25 protein-coding genes are annotated in these 25,116 nt (G+C 72.6%); 7 read left to right on the forward strand and 18 right to left on the reverse strand.

All coding sequences use genetic code 11. The features are described 5' to 3' along the window. Nucleotides 1-7 precede the first annotated feature (7 nt). Nucleotides 8-592, forward strand: coding sequence for a hypothetical protein (locus HD601_RS23125; RefSeq protein WP_184825847.1), 585 nt, complete (start codon nucleotides 8-10; stop codon nucleotides 590-592). Continuing rightward, complete coding sequence (locus HD601_RS23130) at nucleotides 589-1,215, forward strand: hypothetical protein (protein WP_184825849.1); 627 nt, start codon at nucleotides 589-591, stop codon at nucleotides 1,213-1,215. Before HD601_RS23125 ends, HD601_RS23130 begins: the two co-directional genes overlap by 4 nt. On the opposite strand, the gene HD601_RS23135 is transcribed toward HD601_RS23130, so the two are convergent. Continuing rightward, nucleotides 1,202-2,530: a hypothetical protein gene (locus HD601_RS23135; protein WP_184825851.1), complete on the reverse strand. Its 1,329-nt coding sequence runs from the start codon at nucleotides 2,528-2,530 to the stop codon at nucleotides 1,202-1,204. The genes HD601_RS23130 and HD601_RS23135 overlap by 14 nt on opposite strands. A 397-nt stretch (nucleotides 2,531-2,927) precedes the next feature. After that, nucleotides 2,928-3,662 (reverse strand): endonuclease/exonuclease/phosphatase family protein, encoded by a 735-nt coding sequence (locus HD601_RS23140; protein ID WP_184825853.1) that lies wholly within the window; start codon nucleotides 3,660-3,662, stop codon nucleotides 2,928-2,930. A gap of 39 nt (nucleotides 3,663-3,701) precedes the next feature. Between HD601_RS23140 and HD601_RS23145 the strand changes: the two genes are divergently transcribed. Next, complete coding sequence (locus HD601_RS23145; protein ID WP_184825855.1) at nucleotides 3,702-4,631, forward strand: shikimate dehydrogenase; 930 nt, start codon at nucleotides 3,702-3,704, stop codon at nucleotides 4,629-4,631. Nucleotides 4,632-4,659: 28 nt separating this feature from the next. Here the strand turns inward: HD601_RS23145 and HD601_RS23150 are convergent, their stop codons facing one another. Continuing rightward, entirely contained in the window at nucleotides 4,660-5,277 is a 618-nt protein-coding gene (locus HD601_RS23150; RefSeq protein WP_184825857.1) for a TetR/AcrR family transcriptional regulator, read from the reverse strand. A gap of 66 nt (nucleotides 5,278-5,343) precedes the next feature. On the opposite strand from HD601_RS23150, the gene HD601_RS23155 reads away from it, so the two are divergent. Then, nucleotides 5,344-6,318: an alpha/beta hydrolase gene (locus HD601_RS23155; RefSeq protein WP_184825859.1), complete on the forward strand. Its 975-nt coding sequence runs from the start codon at nucleotides 5,344-5,346 to the stop codon at nucleotides 6,316-6,318. Here HD601_RS23155 and HD601_RS23160 read toward each other — a convergent pair. The 4 genes from HD601_RS23160 to HD601_RS23175 are packed head-to-tail and all read right to left on the reverse strand — an operon-like array spanning nucleotide 6,296 to nucleotide 10,051. Beyond that, nucleotides 6,296-6,949, reverse strand: a complete 654-nt coding sequence (locus HD601_RS23160) for a maleylpyruvate isomerase family mycothiol-dependent enzyme (RefSeq protein WP_184825861.1) — start codon at nucleotides 6,947-6,949, stop codon at nucleotides 6,296-6,298. The two genes, HD601_RS23155 and HD601_RS23160, sit on opposite strands and share 23 nt — an antisense overlap. Before the next feature lie 7 nt (nucleotides 6,950-6,956). Beyond that, nucleotides 6,957-7,772 carry a fumarylacetoacetate hydrolase family protein gene (locus HD601_RS23165; protein ID WP_184825863.1) on the reverse strand — a complete coding sequence of 272 codons (816 nt, stop codon included), beginning with the start codon at nucleotides 7,770-7,772 and terminating at the stop codon, nucleotides 6,957-6,959. Next, nucleotides 7,769-8,845 carry a cupin domain-containing protein gene (locus tag HD601_RS23170; protein WP_184825865.1) on the reverse strand — a complete coding sequence of 359 codons (1,077 nt, stop codon included), beginning with the start codon at nucleotides 8,843-8,845 and terminating at the stop codon, nucleotides 7,769-7,771. The genes HD601_RS23165 and HD601_RS23170 overlap by 4 nt, the downstream gene beginning before the upstream one ends. Nucleotides 8,846-8,884: 39 nt before the next feature. After that, nucleotides 8,885-10,051 (reverse strand): FAD-dependent oxidoreductase, encoded by a 1,167-nt coding sequence (locus HD601_RS23175; RefSeq protein WP_184825868.1) that lies wholly within the window; start codon nucleotides 10,049-10,051, stop codon nucleotides 8,885-8,887. A gap of 129 nt (nucleotides 10,052-10,180) precedes the next feature. Between HD601_RS23175 and HD601_RS23180 the strand changes: the two genes are divergently transcribed. After that, entirely contained in the window at nucleotides 10,181-10,984 is an 804-nt protein-coding gene (locus HD601_RS23180; protein WP_184825870.1) for an IclR family transcriptional regulator, read from the forward strand. A 146-nt stretch (nucleotides 10,985-11,130) separates the two neighbouring features. Here HD601_RS23180 and HD601_RS23185 read toward each other — a convergent pair whose 3' ends face one another. The 5 genes from HD601_RS23185 to HD601_RS23205 are packed head-to-tail and all read right to left on the reverse strand — an operon-like array spanning nucleotide 11,131 to nucleotide 17,427. After that, nucleotides 11,131-12,738 carry a phytoene desaturase family protein gene (locus HD601_RS23185; RefSeq protein WP_184825872.1) on the reverse strand — a complete coding sequence of 536 codons (1,608 nt, stop codon included), beginning with the start codon at nucleotides 12,736-12,738 and terminating at the stop codon, nucleotides 11,131-11,133. 28 nt (nucleotides 12,739-12,766) lie between these two features. Next, nucleotides 12,767-13,534, reverse strand: coding sequence for an SDR family NAD(P)-dependent oxidoreductase (locus tag HD601_RS23190; protein WP_221441230.1), 768 nt, complete (start codon nucleotides 13,532-13,534; stop codon nucleotides 12,767-12,769). A gap of 8 nt (nucleotides 13,535-13,542) precedes the next feature. After that, nucleotides 13,543-14,532 carry an ABC transporter substrate-binding protein gene (locus HD601_RS23195; RefSeq protein ID WP_184825874.1) on the reverse strand — a complete coding sequence of 330 codons (990 nt, stop codon included), beginning with the start codon at nucleotides 14,530-14,532 and terminating at the stop codon, nucleotides 13,543-13,545. Next, nucleotides 14,529-16,163 carry an ABC transporter substrate-binding protein gene (locus HD601_RS23200; RefSeq protein ID WP_184825876.1) on the reverse strand — a complete coding sequence of 545 codons (1,635 nt, stop codon included), beginning with the start codon at nucleotides 16,161-16,163 and terminating at the stop codon, nucleotides 14,529-14,531. The genes HD601_RS23195 and HD601_RS23200 overlap by 4 nt, the downstream gene beginning before the upstream one ends. Before the next feature lie 31 nt (nucleotides 16,164-16,194). Continuing rightward, a complete protein-coding gene (locus HD601_RS23205) occupies nucleotides 16,195-17,427 on the reverse strand; it encodes an alcohol dehydrogenase catalytic domain-containing protein (RefSeq protein ID WP_184825878.1) in 1,233 nt (410 codons plus the stop codon). A gap of 333 nt (nucleotides 17,428-17,760) precedes the next feature. Between HD601_RS23205 and HD601_RS23210 the strand changes: the two genes are divergently transcribed. Beyond that, on the forward strand, nucleotides 17,761-18,594 hold the full coding sequence (locus HD601_RS23210; protein WP_184825880.1) for an IclR family transcriptional regulator: 834 nt from the start codon (nucleotides 17,761-17,763) through the stop codon (nucleotides 18,592-18,594). A gap of 1 nt (nucleotide 18,595) precedes the next feature. Continuing rightward, entirely contained in the window at nucleotides 18,596-19,999 is a 1,404-nt protein-coding gene (locus HD601_RS23215) for an MFS transporter (protein ID WP_184825882.1), read from the forward strand. A 17-nt stretch (nucleotides 20,000-20,016) separates the two neighbouring features. Here the strand turns inward: HD601_RS23215 and HD601_RS23220 are convergent, their stop codons facing one another. The 6 genes from HD601_RS23220 to HD601_RS23245 all read right to left on the reverse strand — a co-directional run bounded on the left by HD601_RS23220 (nucleotide 20,017) and on the right by HD601_RS23245 (nucleotide 25,109). Further along, a complete protein-coding gene (locus tag HD601_RS23220) occupies nucleotides 20,017-20,445 on the reverse strand; it encodes a HEPN domain-containing protein (protein WP_221441231.1) in 429 nt (142 codons plus the stop codon). A 32-nt stretch (nucleotides 20,446-20,477) separates the two neighbouring features. Next, nucleotides 20,478-21,068 carry a MarR family transcriptional regulator gene (locus HD601_RS23225; RefSeq protein ID WP_221441232.1) on the reverse strand — a complete coding sequence of 197 codons (591 nt, stop codon included), beginning with the start codon at nucleotides 21,066-21,068 and terminating at the stop codon, nucleotides 20,478-20,480. A 67-nt stretch (nucleotides 21,069-21,135) separates the two neighbouring features. After that, a complete protein-coding gene (locus HD601_RS23230; RefSeq protein ID WP_184825889.1) occupies nucleotides 21,136-22,128 on the reverse strand; it encodes an oligopeptide/dipeptide ABC transporter ATP-binding protein in 993 nt (330 codons plus the stop codon). Continuing rightward, nucleotides 22,128-23,153, reverse strand: coding sequence for an ABC transporter ATP-binding protein (locus tag HD601_RS23235; RefSeq protein ID WP_343076442.1), 1,026 nt, complete (start codon nucleotides 23,151-23,153; stop codon nucleotides 22,128-22,130). Before HD601_RS23235 ends, HD601_RS23230 begins: the two co-directional genes overlap by 1 nt. Further along, the gene (locus HD601_RS35970) at nucleotides 23,150-24,082 is read right to left on the reverse strand and encodes an ABC transporter permease subunit (RefSeq protein ID WP_221441233.1); all 933 of its coding nucleotides are present in this window, start codon (nucleotides 24,080-24,082) and stop codon (nucleotides 23,150-23,152) included. Before HD601_RS35970 ends, HD601_RS23235 begins: the two co-directional genes overlap by 4 nt. Then, nucleotides 24,069-25,109, reverse strand: a complete 1,041-nt coding sequence (locus HD601_RS23245) for an ABC transporter permease (protein ID WP_184825895.1) — start codon at nucleotides 25,107-25,109, stop codon at nucleotides 24,069-24,071. Before HD601_RS23245 ends, HD601_RS35970 begins: the two co-directional genes overlap by 14 nt. Nucleotides 25,110-25,116: the final 7 nt, after the last annotated feature.

Genomic DNA, 25,116 nt, shown 5'->3' on the forward strand with positions numbered 1-25,116 from the left:
CGCTCGCATGTCCCGGCAGACCGCGTTCGCCGTGCTGCTGGTCGCGGCGCTGGCGACCGGCCGCGCCGTCCAGGGCCTGATGCCGGCCGAGACCGCGGCGTCCGAGCCGTTCGAACGGGCCGGCGCCGTCGGCGAGCCGATCGAGACCCGCTGGGGCACCGTCGAGGTCACCGCCGTCGACGGCTCCACCCGGATCGTCGACTCCGCCGGCACCGGGCGCATCAGTGCCGGTGTCTACGTCGTCGTCGACTGGACGTACACCGCGGCCGGCGAGCCGCAGATCCCGGCGTACGTGGCGATCCGCGACGGCGAGGGCCGGGTGTTCCGCTCCGGCAGCCAGCGCAACCCGTACAGCTCCGGCGGCGCGGCACAGCCCGGCATCACGCGACAGCTGGCCACCGCCATCGAGGTGCCCGCCGACGCCGTCGCCGGGGCGCACCTGGTCATTGCTCTGCCCGACAACGACGAGGACCACCGGCGCGACGACATCGCCGTCGTCGACCTCGGGCTCACCGCGGACGACGCCGAGGCGTATGCGGCGGCCGAGGAGCCGCTCGAGGTCGCCGATCCGGTCGACGGAGGTGCGTCGTGAGGTCGCCGGGCTGGTGGCGGCGCAACCGCTGGGGCCTGCTCGTGCTGCCGGTGGCGGCGGCCGCGGCGCTGGCGGCGGCCTCGTACCGCGTCGAGACGCAGTGGTGGCTGGAGAAGCCGCGCGACCTGCAGCACGGGGAGCAGGGCGAGTGGGTGACGTTCTCGTCCAGCCAGTACGACCGCACCGGCGACGTGCCGTTCAGCGTGCGAGTGCGCCTCGACGGCGTCCGCCCGGCCACGGAGCTGTTCGGCCCGGTCAGCGACGACGACGTGCTGGACCCGCCCGCGGGGGTGCAGGCGCTCGCCGTCGACCTGACGCTGGCGGCACCTTCGGACGTCCCGCTGACCGGCTGCTCCCTGGTGCTGCGCGACGCCGAGGGCACCGAGTACGCCTACGAGATCTCGTCGCCGACGATCCGCAGCCAGGCGACGTCGCCGTGCGTGCCGCCGGACGCGCGCGGGCCGGAGCTCGACCTCATCGAGGGCCTCGACCCCGACACCGGCCCGACCCGCCCCGACGAGTGGACGGTCAGCCCCGTCGTCCTGCTGCCCGACGGCGTCGAGGTGACCGACGTGCGGCTCAGCTGGGGCCCGCCGGACGGGCTGTTGATCACCGTATCCTGACGGTCTGCCGCTCGGTGTGGCCGCCGCGGTCGAGCACGCGGTCGATCGCGGCACCCAGCAGGCACACCACGGCGACGGTCCCGATGACGTGCGACACCATGCCGGTGTGCGGCACGAAGGCCAGGTAGACGTCCAGCGGCATCGGCCCGAGCACCAGGCGCCACAGCAGGTCGACGGCGTACTCCAGGCGCTGCGCCACGACGAACGCGAGCGCGAACAGCAGCATGGGCGCCAGGCCGGCGACGGCGAGCCGACGCAGGCCCTTGGCGAGGGCGCCGAACCGGTCGCCGAGGCCGCCGGTCAGCTCGTTGCCGACCTGCCGGGCCGGGGCGTGCATGCGCCGGACCAGCCCGCTGCGCGGCCGGCGGTGCGACGTGGCGCGGCGGCGCTCGGGATCGCGCAGCTGCTGCCCGTAGACGACGGCGCCCACCGTCAGCCAGGCGACCGGGATGACCAGCAGCGCGTCGGCCTGGCTGAGCAGCTCGAACAGCCACGTCGTCCCGACGTCGACGGCGTGGCCGACCGGCCCGAAGAAGTCGAGCACCGCCGCCCACCCGTCGGCGATGGCGCGGGCGACGCTGCGCTCCTGGATCCAGGTGATGGCGGCCTCTTGGTGGACGGCGAGCATGCGGGCCAGCGTGACGAGCCAGAGCACCTCGACGTACGCGGCCGCCCACGGGATCCACTTCATCGGCTTGCGCTGGGCGAGGATGCCCAGGCCGTAGCGCAGCACGATCGCGACCGCGACCAGCGCCAGTGCCAGCCAGCCAGTGGCGAGCGCCGTCCGGTCGACGTCGATGTCACCGGTCCCGAGCAGCGCGTCCGGGTTGTTGAACAGCTCGTCGGTGACGGCGGTGTTGATGAACCGGAAGACGTCCTCGGAGAGGTACCCGTAGGACGCGTAGATGGCCAGGAACGGCACCATGACACTGCCGAGGACGGTGAGGATGCTGGTGCGCGGCCTGCGGCCGACTTGGTCGTCGTCGCCGATCGCCGCCGCCTCGTCGGCCGACGACTGCAGCGACGGCAGCGAGTGCCTCAGCGCGTACAGCGCCGCGATCAGCGCGCACACCGCCGCGAGCGGCCCCAGCACCAGCACCAGAACGCCCAGCGTGCCGCTGATCTTGCTCAGCTCGATGGCCGCCCAGAGCGCGGCGTACCGGCCTGCCTCGCCGGCGAACAGGATGGCCAGCAGCACCGGCCAGTGCCGCACCAGCAGCTTCCCCGCCTGGAGGAGGACCGCGAAAACGTCGACCGCCGCCGAGCGCAGCGTCGCGACGACGCGCGAGCGGCTGGGGGTCTCGGTCACGGCCATCGAGCTGAGAATAGGGCCTCCGCACGGCTGACGCCCCCGATGGTGGGCGGTTTGGTGGCGCTATGGCCCCACCAAACCATCCGCCATCCCGCTCAACCAAGGCCGGGCGCCGTGCTCGGCACGGTGCCGCTCCCACGGCGCTCCTCACTCGCATGGAGAGCACGTCACCGCGCGGGGACCGGTTGGGGCCCGGCTTGGCACGCCAGGGCGTCGTGCTTGGCACGCTGGACGTGACCTATCACGCCCGACTCGCCCCTTTTGTGGAGCGCCCCGGCGTGCCAAGACTCCTCGCGGGGTGCGCCTCACTCGCTCGGGGAACACGTCCCCGGCCGCCGCGATCGACCATGCGGCGAGTGAGGACCGCCCGCACGAGTGCGGTCGACGACGAGGGCGAGCATCAGCTTGCGCCCTCGCCGACGGTGACCGTCGCCCGGAGCGGGAGGTGGTCGGAGCCGGGACGATCGAGAACCGCAGCGGACACCGTCAGCCCAGGAGCGGCGACCACGTAGTCGATCGGCTCGGTGGGGGCGCTCGCCGGGTACGACGGCTCCGGCGCCGAGGGGCGGACGAGCACGGAGCCGTCGGCCGGAACCCACGACGAGGCCGCGGTGTTGAAGTCGCCGCAGATCAGCCAGGGTGCGTCGAGGCCGCCGACCAGCTCGAGCAGCCGTCCCAGCCCGGCTGATCGTGCGGGGGCCGAGCGGCGGGGCAGGTGGGTGCTGCCGACCCAGAGCCCGTCCGGCCCGATGCCCAGTTTCACCAGCAGCACGCTGCGCGCCTCGGACGACTCCGAGCCGTCATAGGGGCGCGGCGGCCACCGGAGCTGCCACTGCTGCACCGCCAGGATCCGCGCCTTGACCAGCAGCGCGTTGCCGTAGCCGCCGCGCGGGCCGTCGTCGTCGCCGTAGTGGACGGTGGGCGGGAAGACCCAGGAGAACCCGAACCGCGACGCCAGCCCCGCGAGCGACTCCACCGCACCCCACCGCTCGTCGACCTCGACGAGGGAGACGATCTGCGGGTCCGTCTCGGCGATGACAGCGGCGACGGCGTCCGCGTTCGGCCCGCCGGGCCGGTCGCCGTCCTCGTCGCGCCAGGAGTGGATGTTCCAGTGCAGGACCCGGGTCGCAGCCATCGCCGGTCACGCTAGCCGACCCGCCGTAGATTGGGCCGCGTGACGCACGACGGCCGCGTGATCGCCCCCGAGGACCTCGCGACGTGGAGCGACGGCGGACGGCGGCTGGTCGCGTTCGTCGGCGTCGACACCAGCGGGTCGCGGATCCACCAGGAGTTCCCGGCGTGGGCCGCGCGGCTCGGCCGGCCGGAGTGGGTGCTGCGCGGCGTCGACCTGCCGACCACCACCCCAGCCGCCACCTACCGCGACCTCGTCGACGCCATTGCCGCCAACCCACAGATCGCCGGCGCCGTCGTCACCAGCCACAAGCTCCGCCTGTACCGGGCCGCGGCCGCGCGGCTGCGGAGCATCGACGCCTTCGCGGAGCTGACGCTCGAGGTCAACGCGCTCGCCCGGCGCGACGACGGCGTCGGCGGCGGTGTCGTCGACGGGTTCGCCCGCGACCCGCTCGCGCTGGCCGCCGTCGTGCACCGGCTCGACCCCGCCGGCCGCGACGTCGTCGTCTACGGGGCGGGCGGGGCCGGGACGGCGCTGCTGCTCGCCCTGACGCTGGACGAGTCGCGCCGGCCGCGCACCATCACCGTCATCGACAGCGACGACGGCGCCCTGGCCGCGTTCCGCGCCACCGCGGACCGGTGCGGCCTCCTGGACGACCGCCTCCACCTGCTCGCCGCCGGCGACGGCGACAGCGACAGCGCCACGACCCGCATCCCCGAGCACGCGCTCGTCGTCAACGCGACCGGGCTGGGCAAGGACAGGCCCGGGTCTCCCCTGCCGCCCGGCACGGTGCTCCCGGCATCGGCGACGGCGTGGGACTTCAACTACCGCGGCGACCTCACGTTCCTCGCCGACGCCCGCGCGCAGGGCGCCACCGCCGTCGACGGCTGGGACTACTTCGTCGCCGGGTGGGCCGCGGCGCTGACGGCGATCGCCGGCGTCCCGTTCACCGCGGGCATGCTGCCCGACTGAGCTCAGGGCAGCTGCCCGGCTGAACCGCTCAGGGCAGGGAGGCGAGCAGCCCGAACGCCTCGCGGGCGGCGGCGAGCACCCGCGGCGCGTACTGCGCGGGCGGCGCGCCGGACAGCGTCGCCCGGCGGAAGGCCCCGATGACGGCGCCGTGGGCGGCGATCAGCGCCTCGGCGACCACCTGCGGGCGCAGGTCGTCGCCGTCGCCGTCGACCCCCAGCTCCAGCGCGATGTGCGAGCTCAGCGTCGACGCGTATCGGGCGAGGATCTGCCGCTCGCGGGCCTGCAGCGCCGGGCTGTCGGTGACCAGCCGGGCGAGCACCGCGTGCCGTTCCTGCCGGGCCGGGTCGTCGCCGAAGCCGGCGTAGCGGTCCAGCAGGAACGCGGCCACCGCGGCCGCGACCGGCGTGCCGGGCGGCCTGGCGCCGACGGCGTCGACCAGCGCCGACTCGAACGCCTCGTCGCCGCTGTAGACGAGGTCCTCCTTGGTCGCGAAGTGGTTGAACACCGTCTTCTCGGTGACGCCCACGACCCGGGCCACCTCGGCGACGGAGACAGCCTCGAACCCGCGCTCGGCGAACAGCCGCAGCGCCGTCGCCGCGATCTGCTCGCGCGTGCGCTGCTTGCGCTCCGCCCGTACTCCCACCATGCCCGTGAAACCCCGCGATCCCAGCCTTCGTTACAGTCACTGTAGTCAACGCAGAGGAGCCCGCCGATGCCCGTCCTCCCCGAACTCCACCCGATGGTGTCCCGGATCGCCCAGGCGCGCCAGTTCCCGGCCGACCCCGCGCAGAGCGTCGCCGACCGACGCGCCGCCATCCACCGCGGCATGGACCAGCGCGCGGCCACGGTCACGCTCCCCGCGCCCGCGCTGGTCACCCACCGCGACCACACCATCACGGCCGACGACGGCGGCAGCATCGACCTCCGCTCCTATCACCCGGGCGGCGAGCCGGCGGGCGACGAGCAGCCGCGCCCCGGGCACGTCTACGTCCACGGCGGCGGCTGGTGGCTCGGCACACTCGACCACCGCGACGCGCTCCTCGCCCGTCGGGCCGTCAGCACCGGCAGCGTGGTCGTCTCCGTCGCCCATCGGCCGGCGCCCGAGCGCCGCTACCCCGTCCCCGCCGAGGACGTGTACGCGGCCCTGAGCTGGGTCGCCGCCCACGCTGACACGTTTCAGGTCGATCCGGGGCGGCTGTCGATCGGCGGCGACTCCTCCGGCGCCAACCTCGCCGCCGCAGCCGTCCTGATGGCCCGCGACCGTGGCGGTCCGCGGCCGGCCGCGCAGGTGCTCGAGATCCCGGTGCTCGACCTCACCCTCGCCCACGCCGAACGCGAGGCCGACCCGGACGCCGTCGTCCTCACCTACGACGAGCTGGCCGAGAACATCGAGCGGTACTGCGACCCGGACCGCCGCGGCGAGCCGTACGCCTCGCCGCTGCTCTCGCCCGACCTGAGCGGCCTCCCGCCGACGCTGATCATGACCGCCGAGTTCGACGTCCTCCGCGGCGACGGCCGCGCCTACGCCGAGCGGCTGGCCGCCGCCCGCGTGCCCGTCACGCTGCACGAGTGGGCCGGTCACGTCCACGGCTCGCACGACATGACCGCCGTCGTCGCGTCCGCCCGCGACTGGCAGGGCGAGGTCGACGACTTCCTCCGGACGGTCACAGCCACCGCGGCGCGGTGAAGCCGGGACCGCCGACGCCACCGGCCGAACGGCCGGTCGCCCAGGCCGCCAGCCGCGCCAGCGCCGGCACCGCGTCGGGACGTCGCGACCACGTCCCCGTCACGTCCGCCAGCAACCGCCCGAGGAAGTCGGCGGGCAGGTCCTCGAACCGGCCGCCGTTGCCGAGGTCGACGGCGTGCAGCCAGACCTCGCGGGCCCGCATCCACGCCGTCTCCGCGGCCGGCACCTCGCGTCCCTGCGCCGTCCGAACCGTCGCCGCCCACCGGTCCGGCGGCAGGTCGCGCCACTCGACGTTGAGGTGGACGGCGGAGTGCTCGGCCAGGTTGCGCAGCGCGTTCGGCGTCAGCGTGGCGCCGAACTCGATCTCGTGGGCGCGCGCCGACGGCGACGGGTACATCGGGGTCTCGACGCCGGTCGCGGCCCAGGTGACGAGCCGGCTGAGCGCCCGCGCGTTGTAGCCGACGTGCGCGACGACATGGGCGCGGGTCCAGCCGGGCAGCAGCGACGGCTCGCCCAGCGCGTCGTCGGGCAGCTCCTTCAGCTTGCGCAGGAAGTACGCCGTCCCGCGCCGGGCGAGCAGCAGGTCGGCCACGATCGCCGGATCGGTGGTGCGGTCGGTCCGCGCAGCCATCGAGCGCTCAGCCGCCGACCACGTTGCGCAGCGACCCGAGCCCTTCGATCGCCGTCTCGACCACGTCGCCGGGCCGCAGGTAGACCGGCGGCTTGCGCGCGTGGCCGACCCCGCCCGGCGTGCCGGTCGCGATGACGTCGCCGGGCGCCAGCGGCAGGAACCGCGACACGTAGCCGATCAGCTCGGCCGGCGAGAACACCAGGTCCGCCGTCGACGAGTCCTGCACGAGCGAGCCGTTCACCGTCGTCGTGATGCGCCCGTCGGTGAACGCGTCGGCCGTGGTCAGCCAGGGTCCGAGCGGCGTCGTGCCGGCGAAGTTCTTGCCCGGCAGCCACTGCGTCGTGTGGTACTGGTAGTCGCGCAGCGTCACGTCGTTCAGGACGGCGTACCCGGCGATCGCCGCCTCGGCCTCCGCGGCACTCGCCTCGAAGACGCGAGCGCCGACGACGACGGCCAGCTCGGCCTCCCAGTCCAGCGCGGCCGAGTGCGCCGACCAGCGGATCGGGTCGTACGGGCCGATCAGCGTCTCGGGGTACTTCGGGAACAGCGTCGGGTGTTCGGGCAGCTCGCGGCCCATCTCCTTGATGTGATTGCGGTAGTTGAGCCCGACGCAGAGCACCTTGCCCGGCCGCGGCACGACCGGTGCGAGCGCGTCCAACGCGAGCTGCTCGCCGTCGGCGCCCGCCGCGACCTCCCGCCACGACGGGTCCGTCAGCAGCGACCCCACGTCCGGGACGCCGTCGATCACCGTCAGGCCGTCATCGTCGACGACGGCGGCAGCCGTCCCGCCGCCGTCGCCCACCCGTACCGTCGCCAGCCTCATGACTCGTCCTCCGGGATCCAGGTGCGGGCGAAGCCGAGCCGGTCGATGATCGGCCCGTCGTTGAACCGGAACAGGTCCAGCTGGGTGTCGGCCCGCAGCGACCACGCGGCCCACGACGGGACGGTGAACAGGTCGCCGGTCGCAAGCTGCCGCTCCTCGCCGCCGAGCACGACCGAGCCGCTGCCCTCGAAGACCTGCCAGACCGACGAGCCGACCTCGTGCCGCGCCCTGGTCGCCGTCCCCGCCCGCAGCCGGTGGAACTCCGCGCGGATCGTCGGCATGACGTCGCCGCCGGTGGTCGGGTTGACGTAGCGGATCGCGGCGTGGCCCTGCTCGACCGTCGCCGGGTGGCCCTCGTCCTCGAGCGCGAGCTGCTCGGTGAGTGCGCGGTCGGTGTGCTCCCAGCGGTACGCGGCCAGCGGCGAGCTGACCCGCTGGTCCAGCTCCGACAGCGGCCGCAGCCCGGGGTGCGCCCACAGCCGCTCCGACCGCGAGACCGGCGGCGACGCCTCGTCGGTCACGCGCTCGGACCCGAACTCGAAGAAGCCGACGTCGGAGTAGTGCGTGAACGGGATGTCGAGCCCGTCGATCCAGGCCATCGGCTGGTCGGTGTCGTTGTGGTGGCCGTGGAAGTGCCAGCCCGGCGTCAGCAGGAAGTCGCCGCGGCGCATCGCGACCGGGTCGCCGTTGACGACCGTCCAGACGCCCTCGCCCTCGACGACGAACCGGAACGCGTTCTGGCTGTGCCGGTGCTCGGGCGCGGTCTCGTGCGGGCCGAGGTACTGGATGGCGCACCACAGCGTCGGCGTCGCGTACGCCGTGCCGGGCAGACCCGGGTTGACCAGCGCGATCGCCCGCCGCTCTCCCCCGCGCCCGACGGGGACGAGGTCGCCCGCGCGCTCGGCCAGCCGGTGCAGCGTCTTCCAGCGCCACACGTGCGCCTTCGCGGACGGCGCCGGCACCAGCGGCATCAGGTCGTTCAGCTGGGTCCAGAGCGGCGTGAGGTCGTTGGCCTCGAAGTCGGCGTAGAGCTGCTTCAGCTCCGCCTCCTCGTCCGGCTGCAGATCGGTCATCGGGGTGTCCTCTCCTTGGAACGTGTCAACAGCCGGGGGTCAGGCCGCGCCGTACAGCCAGTCGAAGTAGCGGAAGTCCTTGGTGTCGCGGCGGCGCAGCAGCTCGTTGCGCAGCGTCCGGCCGAGCCCGTCGGTGTGCCAGATGTCGCCCCAGAGGTGCGCGGTCAGCTGCACCCGCGACGTCCGCGGCTCCCGTTCGGCGGCGACGGCGTCGAAGACGGCGGGCCAATCGGCAGCACTCCCCGGCCCGACGGCGTCGACGGCCCGCCCGAGCGCGGCCGCGTCCTCGATGGCCTGGCAGGCGCCCTGCGCGAGGTACTGCAACATCGGGTGCGCGGCGTCGCCGACCAGCAGCGTCGAGCCGTGCCGCCACCGCGTCGTCGGGACCCGGTCGAACATCGGCCAGCGCCGGTCCCGCCACAGGTGCGGCGTGCCGGCGCGGATCTCGTCGCAGCAGTCCGCGAACGCCGCGTCCAGCTCGTCGACGGTGCCCCATTCGTCGTCGCCGGCCGCGTACCTGGCCGAGCGGAAGACCGCGACCTGGTTGAGCAGCTCGCCTTGGCGCAGCGGGTAACGGACGAAGTGGCAGCCCGGCCCCAGCCAGGCGACGACGTCGTCGAGTCCGGACGCCGACCCCGGCAGCGTGCCGCGGTAGGCGACGTAGCCCGACGCGACCGGCTCGTCGCCGACAATCGTGTCGCGGATGCGCGAGGTCAGCCCGTCGGCGGCCACGCAGGCGTCCGCCGTCAGCCCTGCGGGTTCACCGGCGACGCTGACGCTGACCCCGGGCTCGAGGTCGGCGACCGCGACGACGTCGGCACCGGTGACCAGCTCGACGCCGGCGGCGCGGGCGGCCTCGAGCACGATGGCGTGCAGGTCGCTGCGGTGGATGACGACGTACGGGGCGCCGTAGCGGTTGCGGAAGTCGGTGCCGAGGTCCTGCCGGGTCAGCTCGTCGCCGCTGACGGCGTCCTTGAGCACCAGGCTGCGCGGCTCGAAGCCCTGCCGCATCGTCTCGCCGAGCAGCCCCCAGTCGTCCAGGATCCGGGTCGCATTCGGGGCCAGCTGCAGGCCCGCGCCGACCTCGCCGAACTCGTCGGCCCGCTCCAGCAGGGTGACGGCGACGCCGCGGGACCGGAGCGCCAGGGCCGCCGAGAGCCCGCCGATGCCACCGCCGACGACGATCACGCGACCCGTTTTCTTCACAGCAGAACTCCTCTCGTCTCTGGAGGCGCCTGCATCGGGTGTGGTCAGCCTCCGAGAGCGCCCTGGCGCTGGTCCAAGTCTCCCCTCCACGAATCCGCCGACGGGGCGATCAGCCGGTACTGTTCTGCTATGCGGAAGCAATCCATCCAGCGGCCTCCGTACCCCATCACGTCCGTCGACAACGCGCTGCGCATCGTGCAGATCCTGCGCGACCAGGGCAGCGTGCGGCTCACCGACGTCGCGGCCGAGCTGGGCATCGCCGTGTCGACGGCGCACCGGCTCATGGCGATGCTCGTCTACCGCGGGTTCGCCATCCAGGACGACTCCAAGCGGTACGCGCCCGGCCCCGCGCTGGGCGCCCGCGCCCTCAACACCAGCTGGAACCGCGAGATCCGGCAGGTCCTGCAGCCGTTGCTCGAGGAGCTGTGCATCCGCTTCGACGAGACGACGAACCTCGTGGTCCGGGTCGGCGCGCACGTGCGGTTCCTCCACTCCGTCGAGGCGCACTCCGTCCTGCGCGTCGGCGACCGCGCCGGCACCGTCCTGCCCGCACGCACCACGTCGGGCGGCAAGGCACTGCTCTGCCACGAGAACACCGACTACCTGGCCCGGCTCTACCTCGGGAAGGGCTCACTCACCGCCGGGCACGCCCTGGACCGGGCCCAGTTCGACTCCTTGCTGGGCGAGCTCGACACCGTCCGCGAGCAGGGCTACGCCGTCAACCGCGAGGAGTCCGAGGGCGGCATCGGCGCCATCGGCATGTCCATCCTCGGCGACGACGGCCGCCCGCTGGCCGCGTACTCCGTCGCCACCCCCATCGTGCGACTGGACCGGCTGCTCAAGGCCGGCGCGCTCGAGCAGCTCTTCGAGGCCCGCAAGGAGATGGCGTCCGCCCTGCGCGGCGCCGGCCTCGACCACCCCGAACCCGCCTGACGGCTCGACGGTTGGCGGCGGGTGCCGCCTTGGCTCGGCTGGCCGCCCTGGGAATAGGGACGAAACGGACCCTCCAACGCCGACCAGCCGAGCCAAGACCGTGGCCAGCCGTGCCAAGGCGAGCTCAGCAAGGTCGCCCCGCCTCCCTACGCAAGGTCCGAGAGCTCCGCGCGGGCGTCGGTCGGCGTCCACCACGGTTTCACGCCGAGGTCGGCGGCGATGACCGAGGCGCCGATGTAGCCGGCCCCGCCGGTGATGGCGCCGTTCGGGTGGCAGGCCGAGCCCGCCATGTACAGCCCGTCGATCGCCGTCCGGTAGCCGAAGTGGTTGTACATGACCTGGTCCGACGTCAGCGCGCCCATGAAGATGTCGCCGTAGCGCATGTTGATCAGCTCGCGGGTGTACTCCTTCGCGGTGTACGTGTACGAGCCGAGGATGTTGTCCGGCGTCATGTTCGGCGCGTACGTGCGCCACTTCGCCAGGATCGACTCCTGCAGGCCGGCCCGGGCGTCGTCGATGGCGTCGGGGTCGCCGCCGATGTCGTACGGCACGACCTGCCAGGCGTACGCCGTGTGCCGGCCGGGCGGCGCCTGGCTGGGGTCGAGGACGCTGAGCGCGCCGGCGCCGAACTGCGCGTTCGTCGGCACCCGCTTGGCCTCGACCTCGTCGTGCGCCTTGAGCAGGCTCTCGATGGTCTCGGAACCGACGTTGTACTTGAGCGCCCGGTCGACGGCCGGGTCGAACGCGGCGGCGGCGTAGCGCGGCGGCTCGTTCAGAGCGAGGTGCAGGCCGAACAGCGTCCACGGCGTGTGCTTGTGGCCCTCGACGCGGGCGGCGACGTCGGCCGGCAAATGGTCCGCGCCCACCATCTGGGCGAACGTCTGGTGCACGTCGACCGTGCTCGCCACGAACCGCGCCTTCAACTCCGTCCCGCCGGCCAGCGACACCCCCGTTACGCGCCCGCCATCGACCACGATCCGCTCGACGTGCGCCTGGTTGCGGAACTCGCCGCCGGCCGCGATGAACGTCTCCATGAGCGAGCGGGCCAGGTTCCAGCTGCCGCCCTCGGCCAGCTCGTAGCCGGTGGTGAGGTCGAACGCGCGGATCAGCGAGCCGACCGGGCTGCCGGAGTTCAACGTTTCATGCAGGACGGTGCCGAACAGCGACAGCTTGAACAGGAACAGCACCTTCACGTACTCGTTCTCGAACAGCTCGTTGACGGCGTCGAGCGGCTGTTTGCGGGTCAGCTCGAGGAACTCGCTGCCCAGCATCGACTGGCCCAGCACGGACGCGCGGTCGGCCTCGGACAGCGGCTCGGCGAACCGCTCCTTCAGGAAGATGCGGCTGGTCATCTCCTCGGCCTTGACGTTCCACTCGCGGAACGTTTCAGCGTCCTTGACGGAGAACCGGGCGATGTTCGCGGCGGTCTCGTCGAGGTCGCGCGAGAACACCAGTGCGCTGCCGTCGGAGTGCGGCTGGGCGAACTCGTAGCGCGGCGTGATGTAGCGCAGCTTCGCCGACAGCCCGAGGTCGCGGAACCAGGGCGTGCTGCTGATGCTGAAGTGATTGATCGAGTGCAGGTTGTGGTAGAAGCCCGGGAGCGTGCGTTCCTCGGTGCTGAGCCCGCCGCCGTAGCCGAGCCGGCGCTCCAGCAGCAGCACCTTCAGCCCGGCCCGGGCCAGGTAGCTGCCGAGGATCAGCCCGTGCTGGCCGGCCCCGATGATGATCCCGTCGTACTCGCGCTCCGGCGTCATTGACCGCACCTCTCGTTCTGCCTCGAACTCACTGGAAGACCATCCCGCCGTCGACGACCAGGGTCTGGCCGGTGACGAAGTCGCTCTCGGCGCCGGCCAGGAACGCGACGGTGCCGACGAGGTCCGCGGCGGTCTGGCGGCGCTTGATCGCCTGCCCCGCGACGATCCGCGCGACGTCGGCCGGCGTGACGGTGTCGCGCGGCACCTCCGTCTCGGTCGAGCCGGGGGCGATCGCGTTGACGGTGACGCCGCTGTCGCCGAACTCGCGCGCCAGCGACCGCGTCAGCCCGATCAGCGCCGACTTCGACGCGACGTAGTGCAGGTAGCCGGGCCGGCCCATGAACACCGCGCCGGACGTCAGGTTGACGATCCGCCCGCGCGCCGACGCCCGCAGGTCCGGCGAGAACGCCCGCGCGCACAGGAACGGGCCGCGGACGTTCACCGCCATGACCCGGTCCCACTCGTCGAGGCCGATCTCCTCGAACGGTCGCATCGTCAGCGTCGAGAAGATCGCCGCGTTGTTGACCAGGACGTCCACGCCGCCGAACGTGTCAATGACGGCAGCCCGCGCGGCGGCCATCGACTCCGCGTCGGCGACATCGGCCTCGACGGCGAGCACGCCGGCGCCGTCGCCGATGGAACGGGCGACCTCCTTCGCGCCCGCGCCGTTGCGGTCCAGGACGGCGACCCGGTAGCCGCGGGCCGCCAGGTCGCGCGCCACCGCGGCCCCGATCCCCTGCCCGGCCCCGGTGACGACGGCGACCCGTCCGGCCGCGGTCGGCGACATCTCGGTCATGGTCCTCCTCAGATGGTGTAGGCGGAGCCGGCCGAGGCGGCGAACAGCTCCTCGGGACGGCGCTGCTTCTTGGCCAGGCCCTGCTCGAACGAGTAGCGCAGGAACACCTCGAGCACGTGCCGGTTCGGCTCCAGCCCGTAGGTCCACCAGTCCTCGCCCAGCGCGCTGACGGTCTCGGCGACGTGGTCGTCGAGCCACGGCAGCATGACCTTGAGCGCGCTGCGGTAACGCAGGTCGTCGTAGGCGATGCGCAGCGACTCCTCGAACGCCTTGGTCAGCGACCGCGCGACCCACGGATGCCGGTCCAGCAGCTCCCGCCTGACGACGACGGTGTGCATGATCGGGAAGATGCCGGTGCGCGCGTAGTAGTCGCGCTCGGCCGCCTTGGGGTCGTCGAACAACCGCTTCACCTGCGGCGACCGCCCGAACGACGACGGCACGCTCGCGCTCATCACGGCGTCCAGCGAACCGTCGGCCAGCATCGCCGACAACGTCTCCGACGGCCCGATCGGCCGCACGCTGACCCCGTCCGGCAGGTCCAGCGCGATCTTCTCCGACCGCCCGGGCGTCTCGACGCCGCCGGTGAAGTACCGCACCGAGAACGGGTCGACGCCGTACTCGTCGGCCAGCATGCCGCGCTGCCAGACGCCCGCGGTGATCTGGTACTCCGGCACGCCGACCCGCTTGCCGGCGAGGTCCTCCGGGCGCGTCACACCGGAACCGGTGTTGACGTAGATCGACTGGTGCCGGAAGTACCGCGACGGGAACACCGGGATCGCGACGAACGGCGGGTCCGGGCGGTCCAGCGTCAGCACGTACGACGACAGGCTCATCTCCGCCACGTCGAACTCGTGGTGCTTGAGCTGGCGGAAGAACGTCTCCTCGACCGGCAGCGGCAGGAAGTTCAGCGCGATGCCCTCCGGCCGGACCCGCCCGTCCTGCAGCGCGCGGGTCCGGTCGTAGTCGAGGCAGGCGAACGTGAGGTCCAGGGCCGTCACTGCTCGATCCAGGCCTTGTCGAACAGCAGCTGGAACTGGGTGGACGGCTGCACGCCGTGCACCGTGTCCTGCCAGGTCAGGAAGACCGGCGCCGCGGCGATCGGGAGGAACGGCATGGTCTCGTTCCAGATCTCCTGCAGCTGCGCGGCCAGCTCCTTCTTCTCCGCCTCGTCGCCCGTCGCGGCGAAGTCCAGCAGGGTCTGGGTCATCTCCGGGTTGCTGTAGCCGAGGAAGTTGCCCTCGCGGCCGATGCGGTCGTAGTAGCGGGTGAAGACGTCGCCGGGATCGTCCGTCGCGCTGGCTCCGTAGACTGACACGTCGAAGTCGCGGTCGACCAGCACCTTCGAGATGAGGTCCTGCCCGGTGCGCACCTGCGCCACCTCGGCCGTGAAGCCGACGGCGTTGAGCATCGCCTGGATGGTGAGCGCCGCCTCCGGCTCCGTCGGCCCCGTCGTGACCTCGATGGCGCCGTCGTACCCGTCGGCCTTGGCCTCCTCGAGCAGCCGCTTCGCCTCGTCGGGGTCGTACGCGGGACCGCCGACGTCGTTGGCCCAGCGAGACCCGTCCTGGAAGACCTCGCTGCCGACCAGCCCCTCGCCGTCGTAGGCGCGCTGGTTGATCGCCTCGGGGTCGATGGCGGCCGCGATGGCCTGCCGGACCCGGACGTCCTCGCCCGGATGACCGGCCGCGCTGTTGATGTAGAGGATGTTGCCGGTGTTGGTGATGTCGACGAAGCCGCCGTAATCGTCGCCGAGCAGCGTGCGGATGACGTGGGGGTCGCGGATCTGCGTGACGTCGGTGCCGCCGGAGGTCATGAGGTCGGCCAGCGCCTGCGGCGTCTGCGCGGACGTGAAGCGCAGCTGGTCGAGGTACGGCTTGCCGCCCCAGTAGTCCGGGTTCGGCGTCAGCACCAGCTCCTCGCCGGGTGCCCAGTGGTCCAGGACGAACGGCCCGGCGCCGACGGGGTTGCGCAGGAACTCGTCGCCGTACTGAGCGACCGCCGTCGGCGACACGATGTTCCCCGGCGCCTGGGCGAGCATGAACGGGAAGTCCGCCCAGGGCCGGGTGAGGGTGAACACCACGGTCGACGGGTCGGCGGCGTTGACGCTCGCCAGCGCGTCGCCGAGCAGGCTGGACCAGCCGCCGCTCGTCGCGAGGTAGCGCTCGACGCTGAACTTCACCGCGTCGGCGTCCAGCGGGGTCCCGTCGGTGAAGGTGACGCCGTCGCGCAGCGTCACCGTCCACTCGCTGAAGTCCGCGTTCGGCTCCAGCGACTCCGCGAGCTGCGGGACGTATTCGCCGGCCTCGTAGTCGTAGCGCACCAGCAGGTCGTAGAGCGCCGTCAGCTCCGACCCGCCGGCGCTGCCCGCGCCGAACTCGCCGGCCGGGTCGAGGCTGTCCGCCTCGACGTTGAGCGTGTACGTGAGCGTGCCGCCGGGTTGCGGGTCGCCAGCGGCTGCGCCTCCGGCGTCGTCGGCCCCGACGAAGCCGCGCGGGAGGTCGTCGCCCTGGCTCTGCGTCGGCGTGTCGTTCCCGCCGCTCGCCGGCGCCTCCTCGCCGCCGCCGGAGCACGCGGCCAGCAGGGCGGCGCAGGCGACGACGGCGAGGGCGCGGTGAACTGTGGTCCTCATGGGCATTCCCTCCGTTGGGAACCGCGCTGGATCAGTTCTCGTAGGTGATGATCGGGAGGAGCTTGTCGCGGTTGAGCGACGTCCACAGCGCCTCGTCGCCGCGCTCGAACGGCAGCACCGGGTCCACGAGCGACTGCGCGTCGAGGTACCCGTTCTCGATCAGCGACGCCAGCCGCGGGATGTCCCGCAGCGCGTTCGCGCCGCCGTACGCCGCCGACAGGTAGCGCCGGCCGTGGTAGTCGAACGGCCCGGGCGCCGGGCCCCACACCTCGGGGTCGCTGGTCGGCTTGATGATCCCGGTGTGGACGAAGTAGCCGCCACGGCGGGTGGCCTGGAATCCCTGGGTGACCAGGCGCGCGCCGGTGTCGTCGGCCGGGGTGCCCGTGGTGGGCGTGCCGAACGTCAGGCCGGCCGCCTCGAAGATGATGTCGGCCCCGTTGCCGTCGTAGTAACCGTCGTACTGCTTGCCGCCGGCCGCCGGGTTGTCCGTGACCGGCCGGCACAGCTCGCGGATCTGCTCGACCAGCGTGTCGCCGTCCTTCTCGGTGTCGATGACGACGTGCGCGCCGGCCTTCTGTGCGGCCTCGATGCGGTGCGGGATGCGCTCGGCGGCGATGATGAGCCGCGCGCCGGCCATCTTGGCGGCCTGGATGAGCGAGAGCCCCAGCGGGCCGGCGCCCAGCACGGCCACCGTCGACGCGATCTCGACCCGGGCGCCGATGAGCCCGAACGCCCAGCCGGGGCCGGACGAGCAGGCCAGCGTCGCGAGCTCGACGTTGGACAGCGTCGACTCGTTGACCGGGATGACCCAGGGCTCCGGGCAGACGGCCAGCTCGGCGAAGCCGCCGGTGTGGTCCTGCCAGACGGGGGTGCCGTCGTCCATCGTCGCGAACGCCGGGTTGTCCGGGCGGGCGAAGTCGATGTCGTTCTTGTGGCCGCAGCAGTGATACTCGCCGCGCAGGCAGCTGTAACAGGTGCCGCACACCGGCGAGACCGGCGTGATGACCTTGTCGCCCACCTTGACCCGGCGCACCTGCGGGCCGACCTCGACGACGACGCCCATGGCGCCGTGGCCCGGGCTGCGCGCGCGGTCGTGGTGGCTCGGCAGGTCCGCGACGTTGGAGACGATCGTGTAGCAGGCCTGGGCCGCCAGGTTGCGGATGACGACGTCGGTCGGGCGCCGCGGCGTGAGCCGCAGGTCCCGGATCTCGAACACGTCCTGGTGTCGCACCCAGCCCCGGAATTCGGTGGGTTCGTCGGTCACGTCGGTCCCCTTTCCCGCCGGCCGCTCGGTCGGCCGGCCGCGTCGTCGTCGAGCGCGGAGCGGTCCGCGGGGATGTCCGCGGGGGTCGCGGTGCGATCGGCGCCTGGAGCGGCCGGCACTCTCGACCCGCGGTCGAGCCTAGGGTCCGGCCCGACCTCGCCCGGCGGGCGTCGCGAGGGATTCTGATCCGCAGAATCGCTGCGTCGTCCCAGCGTGCGGGACGACTGGTTGCCGCAGGAAGAACGCGGTTCTACGGGTGGCAGCGGTTTCTAATAGCCAGAAATTCTGGACACGATACTGACGTGGAACGCCCCGGATGGCCATACTCCGGTCATGGAGCACAGTGTCGCGTATCCCATCGAATCGGTCGGTAACGCCCTGCGCCTGATCCACCTGCTGCAGGACTCCGACGAGCTCCGCGTCACCGACGCCGCCCGCACCCTCGGCGTCGCTCCATCCACGGCGCATCGCCTCATGACGATGCTCGTCCACCACGGTTTCGCGGAGCAGAACGCCCGCCGGACCTACCAGCGCGGCTGGGCGCTGCGCGGCGACCGGCACCGCGCCGCCACCGAGGACATCATCGACGCCGCCCGGCTCCCCCTGGTCGAGCTGGGCCGGCGCATCGGCGAGACCGTGCACCTCGCCCGGCTCGAGGGCACCGCCGTCGTGTTCGTCGACGGCGTCGAGTCGCCCCGGCGGCACCAGGTCCACGTCGCGTCCCGCGCCGGGCTGTCGATGCTGGCCCACTGCACCGCCGCGGGCAAGGCGATCCTGGCCGGGCTGCAGCCGGCCGAGCTGGCCGCCCTCTACCCGCGCGGGCTGCCGCACACCTACGGCCCCGGTCCCTGCGACCTGGGCGCGCTGCAGCGCCAGCTGGCAGCGATCCGGCGGCTCGGCTACTCCGTCAACGACGAGGAGAGCGAACGCGGCCTCATCGGCGTCGGCGTCGCCCTGCGCGACCACGCCGGCCGGCCGGTTGCCGCCGTCGCGACCGGGATCCCGATCCTGCGCTGCCCCGACGCGCTCATCCCCGGCATCGCCGACGAGCTGACCCGCACGGCGCGCGCTGTGGAGGCGTCGCTGGCCGGTGGCGCTTCGGCCGGGGTGGCGGCCGGGGCGGCGGGTGGGGTGGCGGCCGGGCCGCGCCGGTTGTCGGTGCTCTGACTTGGAGCCCGCCTCTGCGCCGCCCCGCCGTGCCGGGGTGGCCATCGCGGTGCTGTGCCTCACCGGTGTCCTCACCGCCATGCAGCAGACGTTCGTCGTGCCGCTCCTGCCCGAACTGCCGGACCTGTTGTCGACGACGCCGACGGCCGCTTCGTGGCTGGTCACGGCGACGCTGATCGCCGGCGCCGTCGCGACCCCGGTGGCCGGCCAGCTGGCCGACACCTACGGCAAGCGGCTGCTGATCATGGGCTGCCTGTGCTGCGCCGTGGTGGGGTCCGTGGTGGGCGCGCTGAGCACGCACATCGGGCCGGCCATCGTGGCCCGGGCCCTGCAGGGCATCGGCGTCGCGACGATCCCCATCGGCATCGCGCTGATGCGCGACATCCTGCCGCCACGGCGGCTGCCGTTCGGCGTCGCGCTGCTGTCGGCGACGCTCGCGATCGGGTCGGGCGCGGGGCTGCCGCTGGCCGGACTGGTGGCGCGGTCGTACGACTGGCACCTGATGTTCTGGCTGTCGGGCTTTCTCGGGGTGGTGCTGCTCGTCCTGGTGCCGCTGACGCTGCCACGGTCGGTCGTGCGGGCGCGGCCGAGCTTCGACCTGCTGGGCGCGCTGATGCTCGGGGCGGCTCTGACGGCGGCGCTGCTCGCGATCACCAAGGGCGCGGACTGGGGCTGGACGTCGTGGGCGACGGTGTCGTGTGTGGTCGGGGCGGTGGTCGTGTTCGCTGCGTGGGTGCCGGTCGAGCGGCGCGCCCCGAACCCCGTCGTCGATCTGCGGACCCTGCTGCAGCCGCGCATCGTCGTCGTCAACGTCGCGTCGACCCTGGTCGGGTTCGCGATGTTCGTGAACCTGCTGAGCACGACCCAGTTCCTGCAGATGCCGCGGAGCACCGGCTACGGCCAGGCCCTCGACGTCGTCGAGACCGGGCTGGTGATGGCGCCGGTCGCGGCGGTGTTCGGCGCGCTCGCCCCGGTGGCGGCCGCGCTGATCCGGCGCTACGGCGCGGAGGCCGTGCTGCTGTGCGGCTGCGTGGTGATGGCCGCGACCTACCTCGCCCGGATCGCGCTGGACCGGCACCCGTGGCAGGTCGTGGCCGGCGCCTGCCTGGTCGCGGTCGGGACGGCGCTGACGTTCGCCGCGATGCCCGCTTTGGTGATGAGCGCGGTGCCGGTGCACCAGACGGCGTCGGCGAACGGCATCAACTCACTACTGCGTTCGGTTGGGACCTCGCTCGGCTCGGCCGTCGTGGCGGCGGTGCTGACGCTGCTCGTGGTGACGACGGCGGACGGCACCTTCCCCAGCGAGGACGCCTTCGTCGTGGTCTTCGTGATGTCCGCGGTCGCGGCGTCCGCTGCCGCCGTCCTCGCGGGAGTCCTGACGATCATGCGCCGCCGCGGCCCGTGAACCCCGTGCCTCCGGCTCTAGTAGACGCCCATCCCGGGAATCGCCTTCTCGGCCATCTCGACGATCGCGGCCGCCTTCTCGAGATCCTCGGCCACCTCGTCAGGCGTAACCGCGGGACGCTCGGGCGACGGGTACTCGACATCGTTGCGGCGCGCGCGCATCCGGTTGAACGGCCGCACGATCTTCCCGAGCGGGGGATCGAGCTGTGCGGAGACGGCCTGATAGACGGCGATGTGCCCGCCGCGAGTGGTGGCGCGCAGACCCTGGTTGGCCAGAATCGCCGTCATCGACTTCCTCGCGGCGTCGTACATCAGGCCGTACGCCCCGGCGGGATCGGTCTCGCGGAGCAGTTCCGCGGACGCCAGGTGAGCCCGGGCGGTCGTGAGCAACGCGGCCACATGGGCCTCGTCCGGCCGCACGCGTTCCAGTTCTCCCGCGCTCATCATCTGCTCGATGGTCGCCTCGCCCCGTGGCCATCTCATGCCGGTGCGCTCTCCCGTACGTCGAGTTCGACGATCGGCCGCGACCTGACCGTCGCGACGAACCCCGCGGGCTCCGGGTCGTCCCAGACCTCTGCCGAGATCTGCCGTATGTTGACCTCGCGCCCCAACTGCTGGCGTGCTGCCGCCGCGACGTCGTACAGATCGTCGCGATCCGGCGTTCCGACCACCAGGACGTCGACGTCGTTCGGCGGTTCTCCGCCATGGCCCTGGTAGCGGGCTGCCCAGGACCCGTAGACGTAGGCTCGGAGAACGCCGGGGAAACCACTGAGCAGGCCTGTCAGCACCGGAATCGGGCCGTAGGTGACTGCCAGCAGGTCGGCGAGCGGCTGGAAGACGGCGGTGTCGGTGCGTGCCTGGACGAGCCGGCTCCGCCCGACATGCGAGTCGGTCAGCAAACCGGCCTCGACCAGCCGATCGGCCTCGCGATGAATCGTGCTGACGCTCACGCCGAGCCGGCGCGCCAGATCGGTGAGCGAGTGCCGTTCCTCCGGGTGAAGATAGAGCCAAGCCAGCAGCACACCCTGGGTCTGCGTCCGCAGCAGCGGAAGCAGGGATGGCGCCGACATTTTCATAACATGCAATATATGTTGCAGGTTATGAAAACGTCAAGCCTCATGAACAGCGGGCGGTCCGTCAGGGAACCTCGTGGCAGGCGACGAACTGGCCGTCGGCCTTGGCCTCCAGGACGGGTTCCTCCGCCGCGCAGCGGTCGGTCGCCAACGGGCACCTCGTGCGGAACCGGCAGCCGCTCGGCGGGTCGATCGGCGACGGGAGATCCTGCGCAGCGGCCGACCCGCGGACCGGCGCCACCCGGCTCGCACTCACGACGGGCACCGACTCGAGCAGCAGCCGCGTGTACGGATGGTGCGTCACCGGCCGGTCCAGCACACCGACGTCCAGGACCTCGCACACCTTGCCGAGGTACATGACGAGCACGCGGTCGCTGATGTTCTTCACCGCCGCCAGGTCGTGCGCGATGAACAGCATGCTCAGCCGCCGCTCGCCCTTGGCCGTGCGCAGCAGGTTGAGCAGCTGCGCCTGCACCGACACGTCGAGGCTGGCCAGGATCTCGTCGCAGATGAGCAGCTCGGGCTCCATGACGAGGGCGCGGGCGATGGACACCCGCTGGCACTGGCCGCCGGAGAGCTCGTGCGGGCGGCGGTTCCAGACGACGTCGGGATCGAGGCCTACGGCGTCCAGGACCGACCGGGCCGCAGCCGAACGCGAGGACGCCGATCCCTGCCCCCAGATCGACGCGCCCTCCTGCACCAGGTCCTTCACCTTGCGGCGGGGGTTGAGCGACGAGACGGGGTCCTGGAACACGATCTGCATGGCGACCCGGCTGCGGCGCAGCGCGCCGGCGTCCAGCTCCCCGAGCGATACCGAGCCCAGCCGGACCCGTCCCGACACCGGCGCCGGCAGGTGCATGACGGCGCGCGCGACGGACGACTTGCCGCAGCCGGACTCGCCGACGATCCCCAGCGTCTCGCCGGGCAGCACGTCGAAGCTCACGCCCGACACCGCCCGCACGGTGTGCCCGCCCTTGGTGCGGAACTCCACCACCAGGTCCTCGACGGTCAGCCGCGCGTCGTGCTCGCGCAGGTGCGCGGTCCCGGTTCCAGCCATCAGCCCTCTCCCCTCGATCCGGCGACGACGGCGTCAGCTGAAGCTTCCGCTCCCACCGGGTGATAGCAGGCCAGCTCGCGCCCGTCGCCCGACGTGACCAACGGTGGCGCCGTCGCGCGGCAGTCGTCGGCGGCGTGGAGGCAGCGCGGCGCGAAGTGGCAGCCGCCGGTCCAGCGGGCGAGGTCCGGCGGACGGCCCGGGATGGTCGACAGCACCATATGCGCCGGCCCGTCCAGCCGCGGCAGCGACGCCAGCAGGCCGCGCGCATAAGGGTGGCGCTGCCCGCCGAAGAAGGCCAGCGCGGCCGCGCTCTCGACGATCCGCCCGCCGTACATGACGGCGACGCGGTCGCTACGCCCGGCGACGACGCCGAGGTCGTGGCTGATGAGGACGGCCGCCATGCGCCGCTCCTCGCAGAGAATCGTGAGCAGGTCGAGCACCTGCCGCTGCACGGTGACGTCCAGCGCCGTCGTCGGCTCGTCGGCGATGAGCAGCTTGGGGTCGCACGACAGCGCCATCGCGATCATCACCCGCTGGCGCATGCCGCCGGACAGCTCGTGCGGGTACTGGTCGAACCGGCGGGCGGCCTCGGGGATGCGGACGGTGTCGAGCAGCTCGATCGCCCGCTGCCTGGCCTGCGCGCGGTCCAGGCGCTGGTGCCGTCGCAACGTTTCAGTGAGGTGCACGCCGATCCGCTTGACCGGGTTCAGCGAACTCAGCGGGTCCTGGAAGACCATCGCGATCTCGGCGCCCAGCAGCGCCCGCCGCCGCTTGGCCGGCGCCCGCAGCAGGTCCTCGCCCTCGAGCTCGACGGCGCCGTGCACGTCGACGGTGCGCGACGGCGTGACCAGGCCCATGATCGTCCGCCCGAGCACGGACTTGCCGGACCCGGACTCGCCCACGAGGCCCAGCGTCTGCCCGGCCGCCAGCTCGAAGCTCACGCCGTCGACCGCGGGGACGTCACCGCGCGGCGTGTGGAAGACGGTGTGCAGGTCGCGGACCCGCAGGAGGGTTGTCGTCGTCACAGCTTCACCTGCCTGGTGTCCCACCGGCCGCGCAGCCGCTCGCCGATGAGGTTGAAGGAGAAGACGGTGAGGAACAGCGCCACGGCCGGGACGACGACCAGGAACGGGTGCTGCTCCATGACGCCGGCCTGGCCCTCGGAGATCATGTTGCCCCAGGTCGGGCGCGGTGCCTGGATGCCGATGCCGAGGAAGCTCAGCGACGCCTCGGCGACGATCAGCGCGGAGATGTAGATCATGCCGAGCGGGATGATCGAGAGCGCGACGTTGGGCAGCAGCTCGCGGACGATGATCCGGCTGCGGCGCGCGCCGAGGGCCCGGGCGACGGTGACGTACTCACGCTGGGCGAGCGCCAGGGTGTTGGCCCGCGCGACCCGGATCATGCCCGGCGTCGCCACCAGCGCCAGCGCGATCGCCATGGTGAACGGCGTCGGGCGCAGCACGCTGGCCAGCGCGATCAGCATGATGAGCGTCGGGACGGCGAGCAGCGAGTTGGTGACGATCCCGACGACGACGTCGACCTTGCCGCGCAGGTACCCGGCGGTGATGCCGATCAGCCCGCCGACCGTCATGCCGATGAGGACGGCGGCCGTGCAGACGGTCAGCGAGATGCGGGCGCCGTAGATGACCCGGGCCAGCAGGTCCAGGCCGAGCGCGTTGGTGCCCAGCGGGTGCGACGAGCCCAGGTCGGGCCTTGCGTAGATCGGCTCGGCGAGGGTGAGCGCGGAGTCCTCGTGCTCGCCGATCGGCAGCAGCGGCGCGAGGATCGCCGCCAGCGTGAGGACGAGCAGCCAGACGCCGCAGGCCCAGGCCAGCACGTCCACACTGCGGCGAGGGCGGGAAGGGCGGCGCCGGCCGAGCCGGCGGGCGGTGGGGGCGGCCGGCTCGGCCGGCACCACGGCCGGCACGATCTCCTGGTCAACTCTGGCCACGGCGGATCCTCGGGTCGACGATGCTGTAGGCGGCATCCACGGCGGTGTTGATCACGACGTAGGTGAAGGCGATCACGAGGACCGCTCCCTGGACGACCGGCAGGTCGCCTTGGCCGGCGGCGTCGACGACGAGCGACCCCATGCCGGGCAGCGCGAACAGGACCTCGACGATGACGGTGCTGCCGATGAGCTGGGCGAGGCTGAGCCCGATGATCGTGATCATCGCGTAGGACGACGGCCGGAACGCGTCGAAGAGCATGATCCGCCACGACGGCATCCCCTTGGCCCGCGACGCCAGGACGAAGTCCTCCTGCAGCGTCGTCACCAGGTCACCGCGCAGTACCCGCGTGAACGCCGGGATCTCCAGCAGCGCGATCGTCAGCACCGGCAGGAACGCGTGGTACAGGTTGTCCGGCACCGAGTCGCTGATCCGCACCCAGTGCGCGCGCGGAAACAGCCCGAGCTGGTTGACGGCGACGGCGATGAGCAGCAGGCCGGCGACGAAGCTCGGGACCGCCAGGATCGCGAACGTCCCGGCGCTGATCAGCCGGTCCAGGAACCCGCCCGGCCGGTACGCCGACAGCATGGCCAGCGGGATCGAGATCACGAGTGCCAGCAGCAGCGCCATGACGGCCAGCTGCAGGCTCACCGGGAACGCGGCGCGCAGCTGGTCGGCCACCTCCTGGTGCGGCGGGATCAGCGAGGTGCCGAAGTCGAACCGCACGACCGAGCCGAGCCAGTCGAAGTACCGCGTCAGCAGCGGCTGGTCGAGCCCGAGCTGCTGGCGCACCTGCTCGTAGGCCTCCGGCGGCTGGTCCTCGCCGAGGATCGCCACCGCGGGGTCGCCGGGCAGCAGCGCCGAGAGCATGAACGTCCCGAAGCTGACGATCAGCAGCACGATCACCAGCTGACCCAGCCGGCCGCTCAGCCTCGCCGCGAGCCGGCCCGCTCCCCCGGGCGACCGTGGCGTCCGCGGCGTCCGCGGCGACCGCCCCGGCCGCGGGGCCGCCTGCACGTCCTGGACCATCGCACTC

This window comes from Jiangella mangrovi, assembly GCF_014204975.1.
Lineage (GTDB): Bacteria > Actinomycetota > Actinomycetes > Jiangellales > Jiangellaceae > Jiangella > Jiangella mangrovi.

What these genes read in the sequence shown, in the direction of transcription:
- HD601_RS23125 (WP_184825847.1), top strand. Translation starts at nt 8, where the DNA reads ATGTCCCGGCAGACCGCGTTCGCCGTGCTGCTGGTCGCGGCGCTGGCG.
- HD601_RS23135 (WP_184825851.1), bottom strand. Translation starts at nt 2,530, where the DNA reads ATGGCCGTGACCGAGACCCCCAGCCGCTCGCGCGTCGTCGCGACGCTG.
- HD601_RS23140 (WP_184825853.1), bottom strand. Translation starts at nt 3,662, where the DNA reads ATGGCTGCGACCCGGGTCCTGCACTGGAACATCCACTCCTGGCGCGAC.
- HD601_RS23150 (WP_184825857.1), bottom strand. Translation starts at nt 5,277, where the DNA reads ATGGTGGGAGTACGGGCGGAGCGCAAGCAGCGCACGCGCGAGCAGATC.
- HD601_RS23155 (WP_184825859.1), top strand. Translation starts at nt 5,344, where the DNA reads ATGCCCGTCCTCCCCGAACTCCACCCGATGGTGTCCCGGATCGCCCAG.
- HD601_RS23160 (WP_184825861.1), bottom strand. Translation starts at nt 6,949, where the DNA reads ATGGCTGCGCGGACCGACCGCACCACCGATCCGGCGATCGTGGCCGAC.
- HD601_RS23165 (WP_184825863.1), bottom strand. Translation starts at nt 7,772, where the DNA reads ATGAGGCTGGCGACGGTACGGGTGGGCGACGGCGGCGGGACGGCTGCC.
- HD601_RS23170 (WP_184825865.1), bottom strand. Translation starts at nt 8,845, where the DNA reads ATGACCGATCTGCAGCCGGACGAGGAGGCGGAGCTGAAGCAGCTCTAC.
- HD601_RS23180 (WP_184825870.1), top strand. Translation starts at nt 10,181, where the DNA reads ATGCGGAAGCAATCCATCCAGCGGCCTCCGTACCCCATCACGTCCGTC.
- HD601_RS23185 (WP_184825872.1), bottom strand. Translation starts at nt 12,738, where the DNA reads ATGACGCCGGAGCGCGAGTACGACGGGATCATCATCGGGGCCGGCCAG.
- HD601_RS23190 (WP_221441230.1), bottom strand. Translation starts at nt 13,534, where the DNA reads ATGACCGAGATGTCGCCGACCGCGGCCGGACGGGTCGCCGTCGTCACC.
- HD601_RS23200 (WP_184825876.1), bottom strand. Translation starts at nt 16,163, where the DNA reads ATGAGGACCACAGTTCACCGCGCCCTCGCCGTCGTCGCCTGCGCCGCC.
- HD601_RS23210 (WP_184825880.1), top strand. Translation starts at nt 17,761, where the DNA reads ATGGAGCACAGTGTCGCGTATCCCATCGAATCGGTCGGTAACGCCCTG.
- HD601_RS23220 (WP_221441231.1), bottom strand. Translation starts at nt 20,445, where the DNA reads ATGATGAGCGCGGGAGAACTGGAACGCGTGCGGCCGGACGAGGCCCAT.
- HD601_RS23225 (WP_221441232.1), bottom strand. Translation starts at nt 21,068, where the DNA reads ATGTCGGCGCCATCCCTGCTTCCGCTGCTGCGGACGCAGACCCAGGGT.
- HD601_RS23230 (WP_184825889.1), bottom strand. Translation starts at nt 22,128, where the DNA reads ATGGCTGGAACCGGGACCGCGCACCTGCGCGAGCACGACGCGCGGCTG.
- HD601_RS23245 (WP_184825895.1), bottom strand. Translation starts at nt 25,109, where the DNA reads ATGGTCCAGGACGTGCAGGCGGCCCCGCGGCCGGGGCGGTCGCCGCGG.